Annotated in this window: 22 protein-coding genes, 1 other RNA gene and 1 pseudogene; 9 read left to right on the top strand and 15 right to left on the bottom strand. The window is 38.2% G+C overall.

All coding sequences use genetic code 11. The annotated features are described in order from the left end of the window. Positions 1-6: 6 nt before the first annotated feature. From era to trmN, 9 genes are all read right to left on the bottom strand, one after another. Positions 7-915, bottom strand: a complete 909-nt coding sequence (era, locus tag ACNARN_RS09235; RefSeq protein ID WP_023581601.1) for a GTPase Era — start codon at positions 913-915, stop codon at positions 7-9. Beyond that, entirely contained in the window at positions 912-1,592 is a 681-nt protein-coding gene (gene rnc / locus ACNARN_RS09230) for a ribonuclease III (protein WP_416304387.1), read from the bottom strand. The genes era and rnc overlap by 4 nt, the downstream gene beginning before the upstream one ends. Positions 1,593-1,787: 195 nt before the next feature. Then, the gene (gene lepB, locus ACNARN_RS09225) at positions 1,788-2,759 is read right to left on the bottom strand and encodes a signal peptidase I (protein WP_198619720.1); all 972 of its coding nucleotides are present in this window, start codon (positions 2,757-2,759) and stop codon (positions 1,788-1,790) included. A 14-nt stretch (positions 2,760-2,773) separates the two neighbouring features. Then, positions 2,774-4,570: a translation elongation factor 4 gene (lepA, locus tag ACNARN_RS09220; RefSeq protein ID WP_109370984.1), complete on the bottom strand. Its 1,797-nt coding sequence runs from the start codon at positions 4,568-4,570 to the stop codon at positions 2,774-2,776. A 301-nt stretch (positions 4,571-4,871) separates the two neighbouring features. Then, the gene (gene rseC, locus ACNARN_RS09215; protein WP_165122850.1) at positions 4,872-5,336 is read right to left on the bottom strand and encodes a SoxR-reducing system protein RseC; all 465 of its coding nucleotides are present in this window, start codon (positions 5,334-5,336) and stop codon (positions 4,872-4,874) included. Positions 5,337-5,349: 13 nt separating this feature from the next. Beyond that, a complete protein-coding gene (rseB, locus tag ACNARN_RS09210; protein WP_198619718.1) occupies positions 5,350-6,318 on the bottom strand; it encodes a sigma-E factor regulatory protein RseB in 969 nt (322 codons plus the stop codon). A gap of 44 nt (positions 6,319-6,362) precedes the next feature. Further along, positions 6,363-6,992, bottom strand: a complete 630-nt coding sequence (rseA, locus tag ACNARN_RS09205) for an anti-sigma-E factor RseA (RefSeq protein ID WP_232805397.1) — start codon at positions 6,990-6,992, stop codon at positions 6,363-6,365. A gap of 38 nt (positions 6,993-7,030) precedes the next feature. Beyond that, positions 7,031-7,609, bottom strand: a complete 579-nt coding sequence (gene rpoE / locus ACNARN_RS09200) for an RNA polymerase sigma factor RpoE (protein WP_006533574.1) — start codon at positions 7,607-7,609, stop codon at positions 7,031-7,033. Between the two features lie 296 nt (positions 7,610-7,905). Next, complete coding sequence (gene trmN / locus ACNARN_RS09195; protein ID WP_198625827.1) at positions 7,906-8,661, bottom strand: tRNA(1)(Val) (adenine(37)-N(6))-methyltransferase TrmN; 756 nt, start codon at positions 8,659-8,661, stop codon at positions 7,906-7,908. Between the two features lie 264 nt (positions 8,662-8,925). Here trmN and srmB point away from each other — a divergent pair, with 264 nt between their 5' ends. Beyond that, positions 8,926-10,290, top strand: coding sequence for an ATP-dependent RNA helicase SrmB (gene srmB, locus ACNARN_RS09190; RefSeq protein WP_232805398.1), 1,365 nt, complete (start codon positions 8,926-8,928; stop codon positions 10,288-10,290). A gap of 137 nt (positions 10,291-10,427) precedes the next feature. On the opposite strand, the gene grcA is transcribed toward srmB, so the two are convergent. Beyond that, positions 10,428-10,811, bottom strand: coding sequence for an autonomous glycyl radical cofactor GrcA (grcA, locus tag ACNARN_RS09185; RefSeq protein WP_023581591.1), 384 nt, complete (start codon positions 10,809-10,811; stop codon positions 10,428-10,430). Between the two features lie 334 nt (positions 10,812-11,145). Between grcA and ung the strand changes: the two genes are divergently transcribed. Next, positions 11,146-11,826 carry a uracil-DNA glycosylase gene (gene ung / locus ACNARN_RS09180; protein WP_196534132.1) on the top strand — a complete coding sequence of 227 codons (681 nt, stop codon included), beginning with the start codon at positions 11,146-11,148 and terminating at the stop codon, positions 11,824-11,826. A gap of 118 nt (positions 11,827-11,944) precedes the next feature. Here the strand turns inward: ung and grpE are convergent, their stop codons facing one another. After that, positions 11,945-12,556 carry a nucleotide exchange factor GrpE gene (gene grpE, locus ACNARN_RS09175; RefSeq protein WP_160230558.1) on the bottom strand — a complete coding sequence of 204 codons (612 nt, stop codon included), beginning with the start codon at positions 12,554-12,556 and terminating at the stop codon, positions 11,945-11,947. A 100-nt stretch (positions 12,557-12,656) separates the two neighbouring features. On the opposite strand from grpE, the gene nadK reads away from it, so the two are divergent. From nadK to bamE, 3 genes are all read left to right on the top strand, one after another. Next, entirely contained in the window at positions 12,657-13,556 is a 900-nt protein-coding gene (gene nadK / locus ACNARN_RS09170) for an NAD(+) kinase (protein ID WP_109370993.1), read from the top strand. Between the two features lie 87 nt (positions 13,557-13,643). Continuing rightward, complete coding sequence (recN, locus tag ACNARN_RS09165; RefSeq protein ID WP_109370994.1) at positions 13,644-15,305, top strand: DNA repair protein RecN; 1,662 nt, start codon at positions 13,644-13,646, stop codon at positions 15,303-15,305. Positions 15,306-15,418: 113 nt separating this feature from the next. After that, complete coding sequence (gene bamE / locus ACNARN_RS09160; protein ID WP_198619714.1) at positions 15,419-15,781, top strand: outer membrane protein assembly factor BamE; 363 nt, start codon at positions 15,419-15,421, stop codon at positions 15,779-15,781. Between the two features lie 205 nt (positions 15,782-15,986). Here the strand turns inward: bamE and ACNARN_RS09155 are convergent, their stop codons facing one another. After that, positions 15,987-16,280 (bottom strand): RnfH family protein, encoded by a 294-nt coding sequence (locus ACNARN_RS09155; protein ID WP_349442978.1) that lies wholly within the window; start codon positions 16,278-16,280, stop codon positions 15,987-15,989. After that, positions 16,273-16,707: an SRPBCC family protein gene (locus ACNARN_RS09150; RefSeq protein ID WP_006533588.1), complete on the bottom strand. Its 435-nt coding sequence runs from the start codon at positions 16,705-16,707 to the stop codon at positions 16,273-16,275. Before ACNARN_RS09150 ends, ACNARN_RS09155 begins: the two co-directional genes overlap by 8 nt. 155 nt (positions 16,708-16,862) lie before the next feature. On the opposite strand from ACNARN_RS09150, the gene smpB reads away from it, so the two are divergent. From smpB to ACNARN_RS09130, 4 genes and pseudogenes are all read left to right on the top strand, one after another. Further along, a complete protein-coding gene (smpB, locus tag ACNARN_RS09145) occupies positions 16,863-17,345 on the top strand; it encodes an SsrA-binding protein SmpB (protein ID WP_109370996.1) in 483 nt (160 codons plus the stop codon). A 59-nt stretch (positions 17,346-17,404) separates the two neighbouring features. Then, positions 17,405-17,771: a transfer-messenger RNA gene (gene ssrA, locus ACNARN_RS09140) on the top strand. Between the two features lie 184 nt (positions 17,772-17,955). Next, positions 17,956-18,774 (top strand): hypothetical protein, encoded by an 819-nt coding sequence (locus ACNARN_RS09135; RefSeq protein WP_049210597.1) that lies wholly within the window; start codon positions 17,956-17,958, stop codon positions 18,772-18,774. A gap of 132 nt (positions 18,775-18,906) precedes the next feature. Then, positions 18,907-19,047 (top strand): annotated as a pseudogene (locus tag ACNARN_RS09130) (DNA polymerase III subunit theta); the annotation flags it as partial. A gap of 105 nt (positions 19,048-19,152) precedes the next feature. On the opposite strand, the gene ACNARN_RS09125 reads toward ACNARN_RS09130, so the two are convergent. Then, the gene (locus tag ACNARN_RS09125; RefSeq protein ID WP_049210595.1) at positions 19,153-19,491 is read right to left on the bottom strand and encodes a hypothetical protein; all 339 of its coding nucleotides are present in this window, start codon (positions 19,489-19,491) and stop codon (positions 19,153-19,155) included. 82 nt (positions 19,492-19,573) lie between these two features. Continuing rightward, positions 19,574-21,190, bottom strand: coding sequence for a hypothetical protein (locus ACNARN_RS09120; RefSeq protein WP_416304386.1), 1,617 nt, complete (start codon positions 21,188-21,190; stop codon positions 19,574-19,576). Positions 21,191-21,196: the final 6 nt, after the last annotated feature.

Below are 21,196 nucleotides of genomic sequence, written 5' to 3'. Positions count from 1 at the left end.
AGTTACCTACTTTAAATCGTCCACATAGCCAAGGCTACGTAAAGCACGTTCATCATCAGCCCAGCCCGCTTTGACTTTCACCCAAAGTTCTAAGTGAACTTTGTTTTCAAATAAGTCTTCCATATCCATACGGGCTTCAGTACCAATTTTCTTGATTTTCGCACCTTTATTACCAATAACCATTTTCTTCTGGCCTTCACGTTCAACCAGAATTAATCCGTGGATATCATAGCCACCACGCTCATTGGTAACGAATTGCTCAATTTCAACAGTGACAGAATAAGGTAATTCTTCACCTAAAAAGCGCATCAATTTTTCACGAATAATTTCTGATGCCATAAAACGCTGAGAGCGATCAGTAATATAATCTTCAGGGAAATGATGAGTCGCTTCTGGTAAACATTTACGTACGATTTTCGCTATCGTATCTATATTCATGTCTTTTTCAGCACTAATTGGCACAACATCAAGAAAATCCATTTGTTGGCTTAAAAAGCCAATATGTGGAAGTAACTTGGTTTTATCAGTCACGTTATCCACTTTATTAATTGCTAATAAAACAGGGCAACGTAATGATTTTAATTTATTTAACACCATTTCGTCATCAGGCGTCCAATTGGTGCCTTCAACAACGAAAATAACCAATTCAACATCACCAATTGAACTGCTTGCTGCGCGATTCATTAGTCTGTTGATTGCTCGCTTTTCTTCGATATGCAAGCCCGGTGTATCCACATAAATCGCTTGGTAAGCACCATCTGTATCAATACCCATGATACGGTGACGCGTAGTTTGCGGTTTACGTGATGTAATAGAAACTTTCTGCCCCAGTAATTGGTTCAGTAGTGTTGATTTTCCCACATTTGGGCGACCGACTATCGCAATAAATCCGCAATAGGTTTGTTCTTCGCTCATTCAAGCTCCAGTTGTATTAATGCCTGTTCAGCAGCGGCCTGTTCAGCTTTACGACGGCTTGTACCCATCCCTTTGACAGGTTGTTCGATACCGCTTATCTGACAATGGATCGTAAACTCTTGATCATGGGCTTCGCCACGAACCTGTACCACAATATAAGAAGGTAATGGTAAATGACGGCCTTGCAGATACTCTTGCAAACGAGTTTTAGGATCTTTTTGCGTATCGCCTGGACTAATTTCAGCCAAACGATTCTCATACCAGTTTAAAATAATTTTTTCGATATTTTGAATATCACTATCGAGGAAAATTGCACCAATTAAAGCTTCCACCGTATCCGCTAAAATTGATTCGCGACGAAAGCCACCGCTTTTTAATTCCCCTGGGCCTAAACGTAGACATTCACCTAATTCAAATTCACGCGCTAATTCAGCGAGTGTATTTCCACGAACAAGTGTTGCTCTCATTCGGCTCATATCACCTTCATCAACACGAGGAAAGCGATGATAAAGTGCGTTAGCAATTACATAGCTTAGAATTGAATCACCTAAAAATTCTAAACGTTCATTATGTTTACTGCTGGCACTGCGATGCGTTAAAGCCTGTAGTAATAATTCATTTTGCGTAAAAGTATAGCCCAGTTTCTTTTGTAACTGGTTTATTAATAAAGTATTCATGTGCGATCAATTTCCATAACTTAATTTGAAGCACACGCAACAAATCTGTTTAAGACAACGAGAAATTATCGAGTTGGATAACAGAACTGTTGCGTTTGCACTGGCTCCTGTCAATAACAGGAGCCAATCATATTTAAAGAAGCGACACATTCTACACTTAGATAAGAAGGAATGCTGTCGCTATTTTGTTAATAATTACTTAATGCCACCGATACGGCTAAAACGAACGCCTGTTGGCCATTCATTCTCTACTTTTTCAAAGCTCATCCAAATTGTTGTCGCTTTACCTACTAAATTTTTCTCAGGAACAAAGCCCCAGAAGCGACTATCTGAACTACCGTCTCGATTATCACCCATCATAAAGTAATGACCTTCAGGAACAATCCACGTACCGACAGGTAATCCAGGTTGGATAAACTCAGGCATCGTCATATCACCAGGTATTGTCATAATACGGTGAGAGACTTTATCAATAGTTTCTACTCTTTCTTCTTCACGTAATTGAGTTGCTGTTGAAATAGGCTCCTCAATTGGAATAGATTTCATACCATTAATACGCTGACCACCCGGTACATTTTGTAATAATAACGTCCATTCACTTGGATAAGCAGTACCATAATTTACTGATATTTCCTCATTACAAATGGCTTTATCACAATTTGGATAGATATGAAGTTTTTTCGACACCATATCATAAACAATTTTATCGCCCGGTAATCCAATAACACGTTTAATAAAGTCAGTAGAAGGATCACGAGGATATTTAAATACAGCGATATCGCCTCGTTTAGGTTTCCCTGTATTAATTAACGTGGTTTGTGTAATTGGATCTTTTAATCCATAAGCAAACTTTTCAACCAAGATAAAATCACCAACCAACAAAGTTGGCATCATGGAGCGAGAAGGTATTTGAAACGGCTCATACACAAATGAACGCAGAACCAAAACAATAATCAAAACTGGGAATAAAGAGCCTAATGTCTCTGCCCAGCTTGGTTTATTAATTGATTTTGCTAACTCTTGCTGATCCTCGGTCCCTTGCGTCATCTCTTGAAGACGCTTTAGTTTTGCTTTTCGGGCTGGCTTGAGCTTAAAGCGCTCAATTCCCCAAAAAACTCCCGTTATTAGCGTTGCCAGCGTTAGGATCAAGGCAAACGTGTTAGCCATGTTTTCTCCTTAAATTATTTATCTTTACCAACATGAAGAATGGCTAAAAACGCTTCTTGTGGTAGCTCTACGTTACCAATTTGCTTCATACGTTTTTTACCATCTTTCTGTTTCTGTAACAGTTTTTTCTTACGGCTAACGTCACCGCCATAACATTTGGCTAATACGTTTTTACGTAACTGTTTAACAGTTGAACGAGCAATAATATGGTTACCAATTGCCGCTTGGATAGCGATATCAAACTGTTGGCGTGGAATAAATTCTTTCATTTTTTCCACCAGCTCACGACCACGATAAGGTGCATTATCGTTATGTGTAATCAATGCTAAAGCATCAACGCGATCACCATTAATCAAGACATCTACACGTACCATGTTAGAGCCTTGGAAACGAATAAAGTTATAGTCTAAAGAAGCATAACCGCGTGATGTTGATTTTAAACGGTCAAAGAAATCTAATACTACTTCAGCCATCGGAATTTCATAAGTTAATGAAACCTGATTACCATGATAGACCATATTGGTTTGAACGCCGCGTTTTTCGATACATAAAGTAATTACGTTACCTAAGTATTCTTGCGGTAATAACATATGACATTCAGCAATAGGTTCTCTGATTTCTTCGATATTATTCAGTGGTGGTAATTTAGACGGGCTATCCACTAACACAATATCACCGTTAGTCATTTCAACTTCATAAACTACGGTTGGAGCTGTTGTGATCAGGTCGAGGTCATATTCACGTTCTAAACGTTCTTGAATAATCTCCATATGAAGAAGACCCAAGAAACCACAACGGAAACCGAAACCTAACGCTGTTGAGCTTTCTGGCTCATAGAATAATGAAGCATCGTTCAGGCTTAATTTGCCTAATGCATCACGGAATGATTCATAGTCGTCAGAGCTAATTGGGAATAAACCTGCATAAACTTGTGGCTTAACTTTTTTAAAGCCAGGCAATGGCTTATCTGCTGGTTTTTGCGCTGCTGTTAAAGTATCCCCAACAGGTGCACCTAAAATATCTTTAATACCACAAACAACCCAGCCTACTTCACCACAATTAAGCGTGGTTGTATCAATTTGTTTTGGCGTAAAAATACCAATACGGTCAATGTTATAAACCTGTCCCGTACTCATTACCTTGATTTTATCGTTTTTGCTGACTTTACCGTTTTTAACACGGATCAGTGAAACAACACCAAGGTAATTATCAAACCAAGAGTCAATAATCAGTGCTTGTAATGGAGCGTCTGCATCACCTTCAGGTGCTGGAATTTCTTTAACAAGACGTTCGATAACCTCTTTAACACCAATACCTGTTTTTGCAGAGCAACGCACTGCATCTGTGGCATCGATGCCCACAATGTCTTCAATCTCTTCAGCAACACGCTCAGGCTCTGCTGCTGGTAAGTCTATTTTATTTAAAACAGGAACGACGGTGAGATCCATATCCATCGCGGTATAGCAGTTTGCTAATGTTTGCGCTTCAACCCCTTGCCCAGCATCTACGACCAATAACGCGCCTTCACACGCAGCGAGTGAACGAGATACTTCATAAGAGAAGTCAACGTGTCCTGGGGTATCGATAAAGTTAAGCTGATAAACTTCACCGTCATCAGCGGTGTAATTCAAGGTTACGCTTTGCGCTTTGATTGTAATACCACGTTCACGCTCAAGATCCATAGAATCAAGAACCTGCGCAGCCATTTCACGATCTGATAAGCCACCACAAATTTGAATAATTCGATCTGATAACGTCGATTTACCGTGGTCAATATGTGCGATAATGGAAAAGTTACGTATGTTTTTCATTCTTAAATTATTTTTCTCTATTGCTTTGCTCTATAAATCTGGCTTTGGCGTCATTCATGGACACAAAGCGAAAACTCTATATTGCAGGAGTTATTATTGATGACGCATTCTACACACTAGAGACATTATACTCAAAGAAACGTTCATCAAACACAAACATTTATGCTAAGACTTGCATTTATTTGTAATTTTTTGCGGGTAATTTCCAGATATAGAAACGTGTTAATTTAAGATAGATATTATTACAAAAGCAGCATGACAAGAATAATGGGGCAGATGCCCCATTATTTTAATCAACTCATTATTCTTGAAACTGAACTTTAAGTTCATGAGGAGGAAGCCCTATTTGCAATACAATAGGTTCAAAACCTTCATCTTTGCTCCACCAAGTCGCCACTTTTTTGGCAAATAAAAAACCAAGAGCACCACCCACAAGTCCACTGCAAAAAATAGCAAATTCACTCGAAAGCCAAAGGCTCGCAATGCCTGCGACAATAAATAAGCCAATAAGTGGCGTTAAATACACTAGCATTGCGGAAAGAAGTAGATTATTTTCAGGAATACCGACTTCCACTTTTTGCCCTTCAACTAAAGGTTGTGCAACGGGAAGTTCGAGTTGATGAACTGTCTCTGGCCCTATTTTATTTAATAAATAAGAGCCACACGCAGCGCGAGCTTGGCAACTACCACAGCCAGAAGAAGATCCGTAGCGTAATAACGCCCGTCCTTCATGCCAATGTATAACTGTTGCCCACTCTTTAACCATAACTTATACCCTTTTACTTTTTCGTAAATACAACACTATTAACTATTGCTTGTGCCGTAGGAAATGGTAGCTGACCAATAAAGGTAATTTCATTACCTTCTTTGTCATAGGTATAAATTGTATTACGACCATACCTCAACATTTTATCGCGTTCGGGCGAATTAACGTGTTGACCACTTTTATTAACATAAATAGAGAAGTCAAATAATCCATCACTAAATAAAATAGACTGACTAAACTCAGTCTCAGAAATTTGATGATTACTGCGTTTTACCTCTTTAAAACCTTCAGGCAATTGACTAACCGACCAGTTATAAACCAAGGGCTTAGCTTTTGGTACAAGTAATAAAGGTGGCATATTGACAGTACGTAACGAATTAAGTTCTGCTCCGACTTCACTCCCTTCATTAACTGTGATCACTCGAAATTGTTCAATGATGTCATTATTCTTATCTAGTAGATCGACTCTTAAAGGTAGATATCTTTCTTCATCTATAAACAAGACATAATCATAACGGTCATTATTTTTTGATAGCACGCGAACAACTCGACTTGGAATATCACCAATATGCGTTCTACCTGCATCAATAAAATTATAATAACCTGATAATTCATTGAAATCTTGGTAAATGATAGAAGGGATATAATCAACGATATGATCATTTCTTAAGCTGAAAGCATCTAAGCCCGGCTCAAAATAGCTGATCTCATCACCACGTTGAACTATTTCACGGCGAGTACTATCCATTTGCATTAATTGTGCAAGCGGTTTGCCATCGATAAGAGTGTGACGGTAGCGAATAGGAACAATACCTTGAGAATTGATATTGATAAAAGATAATTCATAGGTAGAGCTTTGACTTGTCTGACCCATCTTTTGCAACAAAGCCTCGACACTACCTGTTTGAGGTTGCGCCAAGGCTTGTATCGGCATTGACAGGCTGCCCACCAGCAATAAGGTGGATAACCATGATTTTTTCATTACGACTGTTTCATTCCCACACGTTATTTATACATTCACATCTATTACTGTGCAACTACTACGGGTTGAGTTTCACCTTGAGCGCTAACTGGCGCTTCATTTTGTGGTGCATTATAAATGCGACGATCTAACTCATACTGTTGCAACATTAATCCAAGGCGCTGATTACGCTCTTGTAAACGTGTTTGCTGGTCTTTACCTAAAGTATCATTTTGAAGATTTAAGCTTACTGGTGAACCTGAACCCATAATAGGTTGAGTATTAAATACAGGTGTATCTACTTGGAAATCTTCAGAACCACTTTTTCCATTATATTGCTGAACACCAACAATAACAGCTAATGAAACACAAGCCGCGACACCGATTTGAGTTAACTGACTTGCCCAAGGACGTAACGTTTGTAAGAAAGAGTGCTGACGCCATTGTGATGGCGCAGGTTGCTGCTCTTGTTGTTGTTCAGGACTTATGCGAACAGGTTCATTCTCTAAAGCGAGCGCAACGCGACTTGCGATATCGAAGTGGACTACTTCACCTACATCACCACGCATTGTGTCACGAATTAAATGGTAGCGTTGCCATGTCTCTTTCATGGAGTCATCACGAGCAATTGTACCCATTAATTCTTTATCAAGAACTTCGCCATCCATAAATGCAGAAAGTTTTTCTTTTTGCATGTAAAAGTACCCTTCAGTCAATGATGGTTCACCCACAATTAAAACTCTTGTATTAATGGTTGAACCTTATTATCAATAGCTTCTCGCGCCCTAAAAATACGTGAACGTACTGTTCCGACAGGGCAATCCATAATGACCGCTATCTCTTCATAGCTTAGCCCGTCAAGTTCCCGAAGTGTAATAGCAACCCTTAAATCTTCAGGTAATGACTCTATGGTGTGAAAAACCACTCTCCGTAACTCTTCAGACAACATTAAATTCTCAGGGTTCGAAATTTCTTTTAGTGCATTGGGTGATTCGAAATTTTCAACATCACTCGCATCTAAATCATTCGAAGGCGGACGTCGCCCCTGTGCGACCAGATAATTTTTTGCTGTATTCACAGCAATGCGATAAAGCCATGTATAAAAAGCACTATCTCCACGGAAAGAACCGATGGCACGATAAGCTTTAATAAAGGCTTCTTGCGAAACATCTGGTACATCGCCCTGTGGTACATAACGGGAAATCAGGCTTGCTACCTTGTGTTGATAGCGGATAACCAGCAAATTAAAGGCTTTCTGGTCACCATTTTGTACCTTTTCAACCAACATTTGGTCCGTTAACTGCTCGCTCATTAGAGATGGACTCTCCCGAAGTCAAGCTTCGCACTATTTTTAAATGACTCCGTCATATTTACTCTCGTTATTCCTTCTCGTTTTTATGAGCTACAAGACTTAGAGCGCAAAAATAGTATGAAGTTCAATTCAATCATTATTTTAAGAGATGAATCACAAAAAAATCATCATGATGATCACCCAACCAAAATGCAATCTGCCAATAAAAAAACGATAACACAATGATATTATTTGAATATATACGATTACTTACAACAATATATATTATCTTAAACAAGATATTATTAAATATAGATTTAATAATATAAATAAAAGTCAGTCACCCAAGATTGGAACTTGTCGGTATAGTGCCCTTCATTATTACGAATAATAAGTTCATCTATACTACATGCAACACTGCCTTGATTTTGTCTTTGAAATGCTAACAAAACTCGATGATAAGGCTTATCTGCACTGTCTTTAATATTAACGCGTTTCGCAACATTCCACTCTTTTTTTTCTGCAATTTCAATAAATTGCTCACCAATAGAATAAGGTAATACAACACAGAACAAACCATCTTCGGTGATAAGTGATTGCGCACTATCCAGTAATCCCTCATGCGTTAAAGTTTTGGTATAACGCGCTTGCTCACGAACATCATTACGACAAGCAATTGCTGGCTCAAAATAAGGAGGATTACTAACAATCAAATCATACTTATTTTGCGTTTGCTCTGCATAATGATGAATATCACTATGATGGATATGAATAAATGAATGCCATTGTGACTCCTGAGCATTTTCCGTCGCTTGTAATGCGGCTTTCTCATCAAGTTCAATGCCATCAATACACTCAATTTTAGTCGCTCGTTGAGCTAGCATTAATGCAATTAGTCCACTTCCTGTACCAATATCAAGTGCTCTTTTTACATTATCGATAGGCGCCCAAGCCCCTAATAAAACACCATCTGTACCCACTTTCATTTCACACTTATCATGAGCAACAAAAAATTGTTTAAATGTAAAACCACCTTTGCGTAATCCTGCTTTTTTCACTTTCTTTTGATTCATCTATTGGCTCTATTGATTTGTACAGCAATCTCTTTTTTATTGCTTATCAATCATGTCACGGAAAAAGAGATATATGATAAGATAACGTTTCTACAACCCCTATCTTAACATTAAACTATTTGTATACGATGCACGCTTATTTAGATTAAGCCTAAAAACAACGAATACCTTCGTCTATCGGTAATATATAATGTGATAGCGGTAAATCCTCTGGCTTTTAGCGGGGGATAATGTCAAAATCCGCGCCCTAAACAGAGGTATACAATGACAGCCACGACATTTTCCAGTCTTGAACTTGATGAAAGTTTATTGACCGCATTAGAAGAAAAAGGATATCAACGTCCTACAGCTATTCAAGCAGATGCAATTCCTGCTGCAATGGATGGACGCGATATTTTAGGCTCTGCGCCAACAGGCACAGGGAAAACTGCGGCCTTTTTGCTTCCGGCAATTCAACACTTGCTTGATTATCCACGTAAAAAATCAGGCCCGCCGCGTATTCTTATCCTGACACCAACACGCGAACTTGCTATGCAAGTTGCCGAGCAGGCAAAAGAATTATGTGCGCACACACATTTAGATATCGCCACAATCACGGGCGGTGTTGCTTATATGAATCACGCTGAAGTCTTCAGTGAGAACCAAGATATCGTTGTTGCGACAACAGGTCGTTTATTACAGTACATCAAAGAAGAAAACTTTGACTGCCGCGCAGTGGAAATGCTGATTTTAGATGAAGCAGACCGTATGTTAGATATGGGTTTCGCTAACGATATCGAAACTATTGCAGGCGAAACTCGCTGGCGCAAACAGACATTACTGTTCTCTGCAACACTGGAAGGTAATGCGGTTATTGATTTTGCACAGCGCATCCTCAACGAACCTGTTGAGCTTAATGCTGATCCTTCTCGCCGTGAACGTAAAAAAATTCAGCAGTTCTATTATCATGCTGATAATCTTGAACATAAAACAGCGTTACTTGCAGCATTACTTAAGCAAGACGATGTTAAAAAATCGATTGTCTTTGTTCGTAAAAGAGAGCGTGTAAGAGAGCTTGTCACTGCGTTAGAAAAACAAGGTATTAAATGCAGCTACCTTGAAGGTGAAATGGCGCAAACACAGCGTAACGATGCAATCAAACGTTTAGAATCAGGCAAAATGAATGTGCTTGTTGCCACAGACGTTGCTTCTCGTGGTCTTGATCTAGATGATATCACACACGTTTTCAACTTTGACTTACCTCGTACTGCGGATGTTTACTTGCATCGTATTGGTCGTACAGGACGTGCGGGCCGTAAAGGTATCGCAATTTCATTAGTTGAAGCTCATGATCACCCATTATTAGGGAAAATTGGCCGTTACGTTCAAGAGCCAATTAAATATCGTGTTGTTGCTGAACTACGTCCAGAAACCAAAGCACCAAGCCTGAAAGCAACATTCAAACCTTCTAAAAAAGTACTTGCTAAACGCAAAGCGAAAAAAGAAGAAGAGAAAAAAGCAGTTAAAGAAAAAGTGCGAACTCGCGATCGTAAAAATATTGGTAAACGTCGCAAAGCAGTTGCTGAACATACAGAAAAAAATGTTGCACCTACTGCACCAGTAAAAGAAACGAATACTAATAACGAATAATCTGTGCTCTTTCTGAACCTATAAAAAAACCGTAGCTATATAATATAGTTACGGTTTTTTATTTTTTTCATTTGTATAGAAAAAAAGCCCGATATTTTCATATCGAGCTTATTATTAACTTATTACTTTAGTGAAAATTACAGACTTTCTGTGAAAGTACGAGTAATAACATCACGTTGTTGTTCTGGAGTCAGTGAGTTAAAACGCACAGCATAACCAGAAACACGAATAGTTAATTGAGGATATTTCTCAGGATTGTTAACAGCATCTTCCAGTGTTTCACGGCTTAATACGTTAACGTTAAGGTGTTGACCACCTTCTACACGAACAACCGGTTTAGATTCTACAGGCACTTCACGATATTCGATATTGCCTAACTCTTTACGGTTAATCACTTGGCCTTCTTCAAAACCTTTTTTAGCACAGATGCAACGAGCTTCGCCGTTTTCATCATCTAATAACCAGAAAGAGTGTAATAAATCGTCGTTATCAGCTTTAGTAATTTGGATACCAGTAATCATTTCGACCTCCAATTTGGGCACAAAATCAAATTCCAATCTCATATCAGAACTTGGGTATTTGGTCTAACCAATGTTTCTGTCTACTTATATACCAGTATAAATGGCGCCATTCTTTGATAAATATCAATAAAATTCATAAGCACTTTATCCAAGAGGGTGCAAAGTGTTGTTTTAAATCAATAATCATTCATCACTGATTTGCAATTTTTTTTGTAAATTTTCAAATAAAAGTTGATGGCTCAATTAATTTTTATTTTTAGCCCGTAATATTTTCATTCCCTTGATGAAATCGGTAAGCTTAGACACTATAAGATATCAACAAGGATTTTAGGTTATGACTACACCATTAACTTGGCATGATGTGATAGGCGCTGAAAAAGAAAAGCCTTACTTTCATCAAATTATGTTTCAAGTCGCACAACAAAGAGCCGCTGGTAAAATTGTTTATCCTCCTCAAGAAGATATTTTTAATGCTTTTCGTTTTACGCCTTTTGATAATGTGAATGTAGTTATTTTGGGGCAAGATCCTTATCACGGCCCTAATCAAGCACATGGACTCTCTTTTTCAGTACGACCAGGCGTGCCAGCACCACCTTCATTAGTCAATATGTATAAAGAACTAGAAAAAGAATACCCTGATTTTAAACGCCCTAACCACGGCTATTTAGAAAGCTGGGCAAAACAAGGTGTTTTATTACTTAATACCGTATTGACGGTAGAGAAAGGCCAAGCACATTCTCACGCTAACTATGGTTGGGAAATCTTTACTGACGCAGTAATCGAACAGATCAATCAGCGTAGAGATGGGGTTATTTTCTTACTTTGGGGCGCTCATGCTCAGAAAAAAGGACGTTTTATTGATACAAATAAACACGTTATTTTAAAAGCACCTCATCCATCCCCGCTTTCTGCTCATAGAGGCTTTTTAGGTTGTGGTCATTTTAAACAAGCCAACGATATTTTACAGCAGCAAGGCCGCAAACCAATCAATTGGCATCTTGATCCCATTGAATAAAATTCCCCTATAAAACATAAAACCGCACAATAACAAGAATATTGAATAATCTTCGTATTGTGCGGTTTACTTTATCTACATGTAATAACTCATGTGATAACGAATGTTTTAATCAATGTTATTTAGAAACGATAACCATAGCTGGGCGCAGTAAACGGCCGTTTAAGGTGTATCCTTTTTGCATAACATCAACAACATGATTAGAGTCATGTGCTGGGCTATCAATTAATGTCATCGCTTGGTGAACTTCAGGGTTAAATACCACATTTTTTTCTTCAACCACTTCAATGCCAAATTTATGAACAGCATCTAAGAATGATTTCAGCGTTAACTCTAACCCTTCAATCATAGGTTTTAGCGATTCATTTTCATGATCAGCCGCAGATAAAGCACGCTCTAAATTATCAAGTACAGGCAGTAACTCATTAGAAAATTTCTCAAGCGCAAATTTATGTGCTTTCTCAACATCTTGTTGAGTACGGCGACGAATGTTCTCAACTTCAGCTTGAGCGCGGATCATTGCTTCACGCTCTGTCTTTTGAGATTGCTCAAGTTGTTTTTCAAGAGAATCAACACGCGCTAATGCTTCCACTAATTCAGCTTGAGCATTAAAGTCCGCTTGTGCTTCTTCGGTCATTGTTGGCTCTTGAGACTCATTCATTGCAGATCCCATTCCTTCTTTTTCTTTTGAGGCTTGCTCTTCATGTACATTTTGTTCTTTACTACTCATGAACATCTCCGCGTAGTTTTGGTATTCATCTTCATATTTAGTTTATTATGGGGATCAATAAACGGGTTTCAAGGAATTGGCGCAAAACGAGGGTAAAAAAATGCCAGATAATACCGTAACAGAAGAAAAACACTTTAAATGCATTGGCATTGTCGGCCATCCCCGTCATCCTGAAGCAATTTCAACGCATGAAATGCTCTATCATTGGCTATTGGCTCAAGGTTATGACGTTATTATTGATACACAAGTTGCTCAAGAACTAAAACTAGAAAATGCACAAACAGGTGATTTAACACAAGTGGGCAAAGTTGCTGATCTTGTCATTGTTGTTGGTGGTGATGGCAATATGCTTGGCGCTGCGCGCGTTTTATCTCGCTATAACATTAAAGTAATTGGCGTTAACCGAGGTAATTTAGGTTTTCTTACCGATCTCGACCCTGATAATGCCTTACAGCAATTAACCAATGTGTTAGCTGGGCACTATCATGAAGAAAAGCGTTTTTTACTTGAAGCACGCGTCTATGCTGAAGGTCAAAGAAATCGCATTGGTACAGCAATCAATGAAGTCGTGCTTCATCCTGGCAAAGTTGCTCATATGATCGAGTTTGAAGTTTACATTGATGATCGTTTTGCTTTCTCTCAACGTTCTGATGGCTTAATTATCGCAACACCAACAGGATCAACGGCCTATTCACTCTCTGCCGGTGGTCCTATTTTAACACCCAATCTTGATGCTATTGCGCTTGTGCCTATGTTTCCACATACCTTGTCAGCACGCCCTTTAGTTATCAGCAGTGATAGCCAAATTCGCTTAAAATTCTCACAAACAAATATCGATTATGAAGTCAGTTGCGATAGCCAATTAGTGTTACCCATTAAAGAAGGTGATGAAGTTATTATTAAGAGAAGTCGTCAAAAACTCAATTTAGTTCATCCGACTGATTACAATTATTTTAATACGCTCAGCTCAAAATTAGGTTGGTCGAAAAAAATGTTTTAATTTTTGTGCCTCACTACTTTACTGTATAAAAAACCAGTTTATACTGTATGTAATTACAGATATGTTTTTATACACAGGAGAGGCACTATGCTGACTCAATTAACCATTAGTCATTTTGCCATAGTCCGTGAACTTGAAATCGATTTTTCTGGTGGCATGACCACCATTACAGGCGAAACTGGCGCAGGTAAGTCTATTGCAATTGATGCACTAGGTTTATGTTTAGGTAACCGTGGTGATGCCAATATGGTGCGCCCAGGTGCAACTAGAGCCGATTTATGTGCACGATTCTCACTCTCTGACACGCCATCAGCACAACGTTGGCTTGAAGAACATCATCTTGATGATCATAATGAATGCCTATTAAGAAGAACTATCTCTGCTGATGGGCGTTCTCGTGGTTTTATCAACGGCACTTCCGTACCACTTTCACAATTAAGAGAGCTTGGTTCTTTACTTATCCAGATCCATGGACAACATGCTCACCAACAACTTCTAGAGCCTCGCTATCAAAAACAACTGCTTGATATCTATGCCCATGAACCGGCTTTATTAAAAAGCATGAAGTCGGCTTATCAAACATGGCATCAAAGTTGCCAAACTTTAGCCGCTTTTCAACAACTCTCTTTAGAACGAGAAGCAAGACAGCAACTGGTTGATTACCATTTAAAAGAACTCAATGAATTTCAGCCAGTACAAGGCGAATACCCAGAATTAGATCAAGAATATAAACGTCTTTCTAACTGCGGGCAATTTTTGACTTTAAGCCAAAATAGCTTACAAATTTTAAGCGATAACGAAGAGCAAAATATTTTAAGTATGCTCAATGTGGCTAAACATGAAATTGCTGAACTGACCTCTATGGAAAGTCAGTTCAATTCACTATTAGAGATGCTGGAAGAAGCTACTATTCAAATTAGTGAAGTGAGTGATGAACTTCGTCATTATAGCGATCGCTTAGAGATGGATCCTAATCGCTTATTTGAAGTTGAAAAACGCATGTCTAAGTATATCAGTTTGTCACGCAAACATCGTGTCGCACCTGAAGAATTATACGATCTTCATCAGCAATTAATTGAAGAAAAAAATGCCCTACTTCGTCAAAATGATGATTGTGACGCTTTAATAGAACAAGTTAAAGCTGACCATTTAATTGCATTAGATGTCGCAAAACAGTTACATCAGGTTCGCCAGCAGTATGCGAATGAATTAAGCCAGCTTATCACCAACAGTATGCATCAATTATCAATGCCTCATGGCTATTTTACTGTTGATACTCATTTTGATGATAGCTCACTGCAAATCGATGGTGCCACAAAAGTTGAATTTAATGTCACTACAAACCCAGGACAACCGCATCAAGCCCTTTCTAAAGTTGCTTCTGGTGGTGAATTATCACGTATTGCACTTGCAATCCAAGTGATCACGGCGAAGAAAATGGATACGCCTGCTCTTATTTTCGATGAAGTTGATGTTGGTATCAGTGGTCCTACTGCTGCTATTGTGGGTAAATTATTACGCGAATTGGGTGAATCAACTCAAGTAATGTGTGTCACTCACTTACCTCAAGTCGCGGGTTGTGGTCATCAACACTATTTTGTCAATAAAGAGACAAATGGTGAAGAAACTGAAACAACCATGAAACTATTATCGAAAAAAGAACGTCTACAAGAGCTCGCTCGTTTATTAGCAGGTAGTGAAGTCACCAAAAATACCTTAGCAAATGCGAAAGATTTGTTGGCTGCATAACGATTAACAAACTTTTATTGATATTTAGGGTCATAGGCAGAGTGTGAAAGGTTTTCAATTGCTGCGTTGTCGATTATCATCGTCACTATGACCCTAAAAGGAATGTAATAACCATGCGTTTTAAACTGTTAAAAGTTGCCGCCTTATCTTTAGTCGTAATGACTTCAGGTTGCTCTATGTTCGAGAGACTGGTTTATCACCCAGATATCAATCAGGGAAATTATTTAACGCCAGCCGAAGTCGCAAAAGTTCAGCAAGGAATGACACAGCAGCAAGTTCAATTTGCCCTTGGTACGCCAATGCTAAAAGATCCTTTCGGAAGCCAGACTTGGTATTATGTTTTCCGTGAAGAGCCTGGTCATCAGAAAGTACGTCAAGAGACTCTTACCCTGACTTTTGATAGCAATGGCATACTGACTAAGATTGATAAACAAGGCAATATGCCTAACTTCTCAGCACCTGAAACAAAATCGTAATGCGATAACAGCGCTAAGAAAGCTTAGTTTTGTATAGATTGGCAAAAACGGATTGCACCCCATACGTTAGATTTGACGTTGGGGTGTGTTTTTATAAAGAGAAATTGCTTTATAACAGTGTTGTCTTGTATTGTGTCTGTCTGTAATCAAACGGCCTATCAATGCAATATATGATGCTCACCCCTATTGGGCAAAAAGCATAATATTAATCTGCTTTTTGTCGTGCTTTCTCAGCACGTTTACGACGCATTTCTTTAGGATCGGCAATTAAAGGTCGATAAATTTCAACTCTATCACCGTCTCGCACATTATCGCTTAACTTTGCTGGTCGACTATAAATACCCACTTTATTCTTAGTCAAATCAATATCATTACAAATCGTTAAGATATTTGAAGCAATAATGGCTTGTTCAACAGTATCCCCTAATGTTACTTCCACAGGGATAAGGTACTGTTTGTCAGGTAACGCATAGGTTACCTCTACCCATATTTTAGTCACGATAGATCTCTTTCGCTCTGTGAGTAAACGCCTGCACCATATTGTTCGTTAAATCCTTAAAAATACGACCAAAGGCTAACTCAATTAATTTATTGGTAAACTCAAAGTCTAGCTGAAACTCTATCTTACACGCATTATCATCAAGTGCGGTAAACACCCATCCCCCAGTTAATTTACGAAAGGGACCATCAACAAGACGCATATCCACACGTTCATTTGTCTTTAAAAAATTATGGGTAGTAAATGTTTTACTGATCCCTGCTTTAGAGACATTTATTGATGCAATCATTTCTTCTGGTGTGCTTTTGATCAGTTTACTTCCAACGCATCCTGGTAGAAAATCAGGATAAGTAAGAACATCATTAACCAGTTTAAACATTTGCTCTGTACTAAAAGGGACAAGAGCAGATCGACTAATCTGAGGCATAGTTATTCCTGTACGACAACACTGTGCGGATCATATCATTGAACAGTGACTAATTAAAAATCTAATGGAATATAGCTTAAGTTTTATGCAATTGAAAAGAAAACAGTCGGTTAAATGATTTCTTTCTATTGCTCATACAGTATAATGTGGACATTATGACAAAGAAAAAATCACACAAACCTGGTTCTGCGACCATTGCGTTAAACAAACGTGCTCGCCATGAATATTTCATCGAAGATGAGATTGAAGCGGGCTTGGCGCTCCAAGGCTGGGAAGTTAAATCACTGCGAGCCGGTAAAGCAAACATCAGTGATAGCTATGTTATCATGCGTGATGGCGAAGCTTATCTTTTTGGTGCAACGATTACGCCTTTAAATGTTGCATCAAGCCATGTCGTTTGTGATCCGACACGTACCCGTAAACTATTATTAAAACAGCGTGAACTTGATAACCTTTATGGTCAAATCAACCGTGATGGTTATACCGTTGTTGCACTTTCTCTTTATTGGAAAAACGCTTGGTGCAAAATCAAAATTGGCGTTGCAAAAGGTAAAAAAGATCACGATAAACGTGAAACCATTAAAGATCGTGAGTGGAAATTAGACAAAGCACGTATTATGAAAAATGCTAACCGCTAAATTGCGTTAAGTACTAGCAATGACAAGTATTTTTCTGATATACTCGCTGTCAACAACTTGGGGCTGATTCTGGATTCGACGGGATTTGCGAAACCCAAGGTGCATGCCGAGGGGCGGTTGGCCTCGTAAAAAGCCGCAAAAAAGATAGTCGCAAACGACAATCAATATAAAGCACTAGCAGCTTAATAACCTGCTTTGAGCCCTCTCTCCCTAGCTTCCGCTCTTAAGACGGGGATAAAGAGAGGTCAAACCCAAAAGAGATCGCGTGGATGCCTAGCTTGGGGTTGAAGCGTTAAACTTAATCAAGCTAGCTTATTCATGGCGCGTCTGTCCGCAGTGGGTAAGTGAAATTAAAGATAGACTAAGCATGTAGTACCGAGGATGTAGAAATTTCGGACGCGGGTTCAACTCCCGCCAGCTCCACCAAATTTGGTGGGTCAGTGATAGGACAACGGTTTCAAAAACAAGAAGTTAGCGAAATCGACAAGACTACACACTGACAACAAAAGGACTATAAATGACACGCAAATGACACGCGGATCATTTAAAGTTTAGAAAGGCTCACTTCGGTGGGCCTTTTTTATAGAATAATATTAATGGAGAGTATTAGATGGCTTCTTCTGAATTAGTTCGTTTATCAAAACGCAAAGAAAATAGAAAAGCAGTTGAAAAAGCCTTTGAAAATTCCAATAGAACCTATTTAATTCACTACTCCTGCGAATCATTCTATGATAACAAATCAGGTACATCTCGTCGTGTAACTTCAATTGCAGTTAGAAATTTAAGCTCTGCTCAAACTCACTCATGGTCAATACATAAATCAGCAGAATTACATAATAAAATTAATACGATAAATGAAGATATCGATAATTTAGAATGTGACATGTTGTCTAGTTACTTTGATTTTTTGAGAAAAAATGCAGATTTTACATATATTCACTGGAATATGCGTGATGAGGCTTATGGTTTCCAAGCATTAGAACATAGATTTAGGGTTCTTGGTGGAGAACCATTTATACTTCAGGATGATAAAAAGCTAGATTTAGCTAGAGTTTTGGTCGCTTTATTTAGCCGTGCATATTGCTCTCATGAGTCTAAAAGTGGGAAAAATGGTCGGTTAATGGTATTAACTGAAATGAATGGAATAGCTGATTTAGATGCACTATCTGGTGCAGAAGAAGCAGAAGCTTTTGAAAATGGAGAATATTTAAAACTCCACAGATCCACCTTAAGAAAAGTAGATATTTTTGCAAATATCATTGATAGGGTTCATGACAATACATTAAAGACAGATGCTAATTGGTTCGATCGCAATGGTATTCACCCAGTAGTTATAATTGAATTAATCAAGACACACCCTGTGTATTCTGGCATAGGCATTGCGAGCACTATAATTGCTTTATATACCCGTTTATTTGGTCTATTCTAATTAGATTATTGTTATAGGGGACTGATTATAGATTTATCATATATAAAAATTACTTAATATAAAAATATTGTGTAAATCCATACCAATCTTTTGCACTATATTTAGATTCAATTCAGTAATAGAGATTACCAAATGAAAAATCTAGCTGAACTAACGCAGGAAGAAAAAGACAAGGTCAATGTCAATTTAGCTGCTTCGGGTGTCACATATAAAGAACGCCTCAATATGCCAGTTGTTGTGTCCGAAGTTGAACGACAACAACCAGCATGTTTGTAAATGTGCCTTATAAAGGATTACCATTTTATATGAAGTAGATTATCTCCCATCTTAATTATTGGAGCGCACAGAAGCCACATACATAATACTCATTCTTATTTATTACTTTGTATTTGCAGTTTTGCCACGCCATTGCTTATTAGAATCAGAGATTTTGTTAGTATCTATTGAATCAACCTTACCTTCATCAAACCTAAGAGAATTAGAAACTGTAATGGATAATTTTGCTTTTTCTGCCATGTTTTTTAGTGAGTTATCATCAAAAAAACCTTTTTTCCGTAACCTTAATTTTAAGGCTAACTGTCGCTTAGCTTCAGTTCTATTTCTTGGCTTTGAATTTATAATCTCAAGCTCTTCCTTGGTTACAGAAGGAACTTCAGAAACGGCCTTGGATAGCTGAACTGATCTAGCTATCATTTTTAACAATCTTTTTTTTGCCATATAAAACACCCATAAAATATTCCATCTAATATAATTATTATAAATGGTTAAAATTTCTTTTCAGTTAAAATATAACATAGCATTATTCTTCTACCTCTTCTTTAACTATGCATTCCTCTTCCGCTTTCTGCGCTTCTTCCATCTCACGCATTCTCACGTTATAGATTGATTGCTCTGGCATCTGTACACGAACGGAGATAAAACGACCATCAGGGATATCAATTGGGTCGCCGTCATTGAAACCATCAATATCATTACGGGCGAATTTAGGTGCGTTAGGATGAGTACGGTGATAAGTTTTAACGAGAATCGAACCGTCCTCATTAACAATAGAGTCAACCCAAATAAGAGGCTGTTTATTTACATCGAGTGGAATTTCAATACCGCCATCGATACCACCCCAGCCAGCGTCTGAATTAAAGCCCAAAACGCCTTCAATGAGATATTCACCTTGCCCTACTCGAGTAACAATAGCGCCTTCGGATTCGTCGTTAGTTGTGAAGGTGCCGTCTGGATTAATGTCAATAATAGGGGATGCTTTCTTGTAGAATCCGTTAGAGTCTGGCTTTGCGTTACCTAGATGAAGAACCTCATAAGTACCAACCCAATTACCACTCTCTTTGTATGTGTATAATAATTTTTTATTACGACCAAATAACCCTATCTGGTATGATTCTGGTTGTGTTGCATGAGCTGAAACTATACCCATGTAAACGGTACCCATTATTTCGCCGTCAATGTTTGTTGATGTATAGAACCCATTATTTTTAAAGTCATTTTTTGATGATTTAACACCATCACTATTCACGTTCATTAATTCAGACCAGTAAGTCCAATTACCTACATTCCTCATTCTGTAAGCAAGGTTTTTACTGGATGCTTGTATTTGAAAAACCTGTCCAGTTCCATCGCTACCGCCACCTCTAGCAGAAGATATCAAAGATCCAAAAGGATTGTAAAAATTAGCACTACTACTTCCACCTGATGCCCAAAAACCATTTGTATCTAAGTTATTTGCATTGGTGCTTTCTGCTTGAGTTGTTCCTGTTTTCGCATTTAAGCCAACACCATAATCACCAACAAGCATTATTACACCAGACGCTTTTGGTATTTGAATACCGTTATAACCCGATGAGGAATTTAATTCTATATTAGTGCTACCGGAATTGTTTGTTGATAATGATATTGATGTTTTTCCATCTGCTGATTTTGATGTTAATTTTGTTGTTGCCTCTATCGCAGATGTAAATGATTGTGTTTTTGATAATTTTAAATCTGCTTTATTACTAATATCCTCCTGCATCTTCTTAATACTATCGAGCGTGATAACTTCACCGTTCGGCATCTCAATTTTTGTCTGCCCTGTTTCACTCATCCACGTATTCATTGCATCGAGAAAATACTGTGCATAACTATTAATAGCGACCATCGTTCTTGCTGCATCACTATTATTATCGGGTTCAGTAATATGAATTGAGAATGTGGTGTTAGTTGCTGTGGCTAATGCTGGTTGTGCTAATACTAATTCAGTATCGGAATTAACGGATTTAATCATATACGGAATATTAGTATTTCCCGATTTAATTAAAATAGTCATTCCGATATTAATAGCTGGATTATTATTTTTAAATTTAGTGCCAGTGCCTTTGACAATAGCAGACCCTGACACTGTGTTAACAGTGCCTGTTGTGTATATCATGATTTA

It is taken from the genome of Proteus sp. TSJ240517 (genome assembly GCF_047921575.1).
In the GTDB taxonomy this organism is placed as follows: domain Bacteria; phylum Pseudomonadota; class Gammaproteobacteria; order Enterobacterales; family Enterobacteriaceae; genus Proteus.
This window is presented reverse-complemented; position numbering and strand designations above follow the sequence as displayed.

Bases quoted from the DNA above. Each gene is read 5' to 3' on its own strand.
- era (WP_023581601.1), bottom strand. From the start codon at position 915: ATGAGCGAAGAACAAACCTATTGCGGATTTATTGCGATAGTCGGTCGC.
- rnc (WP_416304387.1), bottom strand. From the start codon at position 1,592: ATGAATACTTTATTAATAAACCAGTTACAAAAGAAACTGGGCTATACT.
- lepB (WP_198619720.1), bottom strand. From the start codon at position 2,759: ATGGCTAACACGTTTGCCTTGATCCTAACGCTGGCAACGCTAATAACG.
- lepA (WP_109370984.1), bottom strand. From the start codon at position 4,570: ATGAAAAACATACGTAACTTTTCCATTATCGCACATATTGACCACGGT.
- rseC (WP_165122850.1), bottom strand. From the start codon at position 5,336: ATGGTTAAAGAGTGGGCAACAGTTATACATTGGCATGAAGGACGGGCG.
- rseB (WP_198619718.1), bottom strand. From the start codon at position 6,318: ATGAAAAAATCATGGTTATCCACCTTATTGCTGGTGGGCAGCCTGTCA.
- rseA (WP_232805397.1), bottom strand. From the start codon at position 6,992: ATGCAAAAAGAAAAACTTTCTGCATTTATGGATGGCGAAGTTCTTGAT.
- rpoE (WP_006533574.1), bottom strand. From the start codon at position 7,609: ATGAGCGAGCAGTTAACGGACCAAATGTTGGTTGAAAAGGTACAAAAT.
- trmN (WP_198625827.1), bottom strand. From the start codon at position 8,661: ATGAATCAAAAGAAAGTGAAAAAAGCAGGATTACGCAAAGGTGGTTTT.
- srmB (WP_232805398.1), top strand. From the start codon at position 8,926: ATGACAGCCACGACATTTTCCAGTCTTGAACTTGATGAAAGTTTATTG.
- grcA (WP_023581591.1), bottom strand. From the start codon at position 10,811: ATGATTACTGGTATCCAAATTACTAAAGCTGATAACGACGATTTATTA.
- ung (WP_196534132.1), top strand. From the start codon at position 11,146: ATGACTACACCATTAACTTGGCATGATGTGATAGGCGCTGAAAAAGAA.
- grpE (WP_160230558.1), bottom strand. From the start codon at position 12,556: ATGAGTAGTAAAGAACAAAATGTACATGAAGAGCAAGCCTCAAAAGAA.
- nadK (WP_109370993.1), top strand. From the start codon at position 12,657: ATGCCAGATAATACCGTAACAGAAGAAAAACACTTTAAATGCATTGGC.
- recN (WP_109370994.1), top strand. From the start codon at position 13,644: ATGCTGACTCAATTAACCATTAGTCATTTTGCCATAGTCCGTGAACTT.
- bamE (WP_198619714.1), top strand. From the start codon at position 15,419: ATGCGTTTTAAACTGTTAAAAGTTGCCGCCTTATCTTTAGTCGTAATG.
- ACNARN_RS09150 (WP_006533588.1), bottom strand. From the start codon at position 16,707: ATGCCTCAGATTAGTCGATCTGCTCTTGTCCCTTTTAGTACAGAGCAA.
- smpB (WP_109370996.1), top strand. From the start codon at position 16,863: ATGACAAAGAAAAAATCACACAAACCTGGTTCTGCGACCATTGCGTTA.
- ACNARN_RS09135 (WP_049210597.1), top strand. From the start codon at position 17,956: ATGGCTTCTTCTGAATTAGTTCGTTTATCAAAACGCAAAGAAAATAGA.
- ACNARN_RS09125 (WP_049210595.1), bottom strand. From the start codon at position 19,491: ATGGCAAAAAAAAGATTGTTAAAAATGATAGCTAGATCAGTTCAGCTA.
- ACNARN_RS09120 (WP_416304386.1), bottom strand. From the start codon at position 21,190: ATGATATACACAACAGGCACTGTTAACACAGTGTCAGGGTCTGCTATT.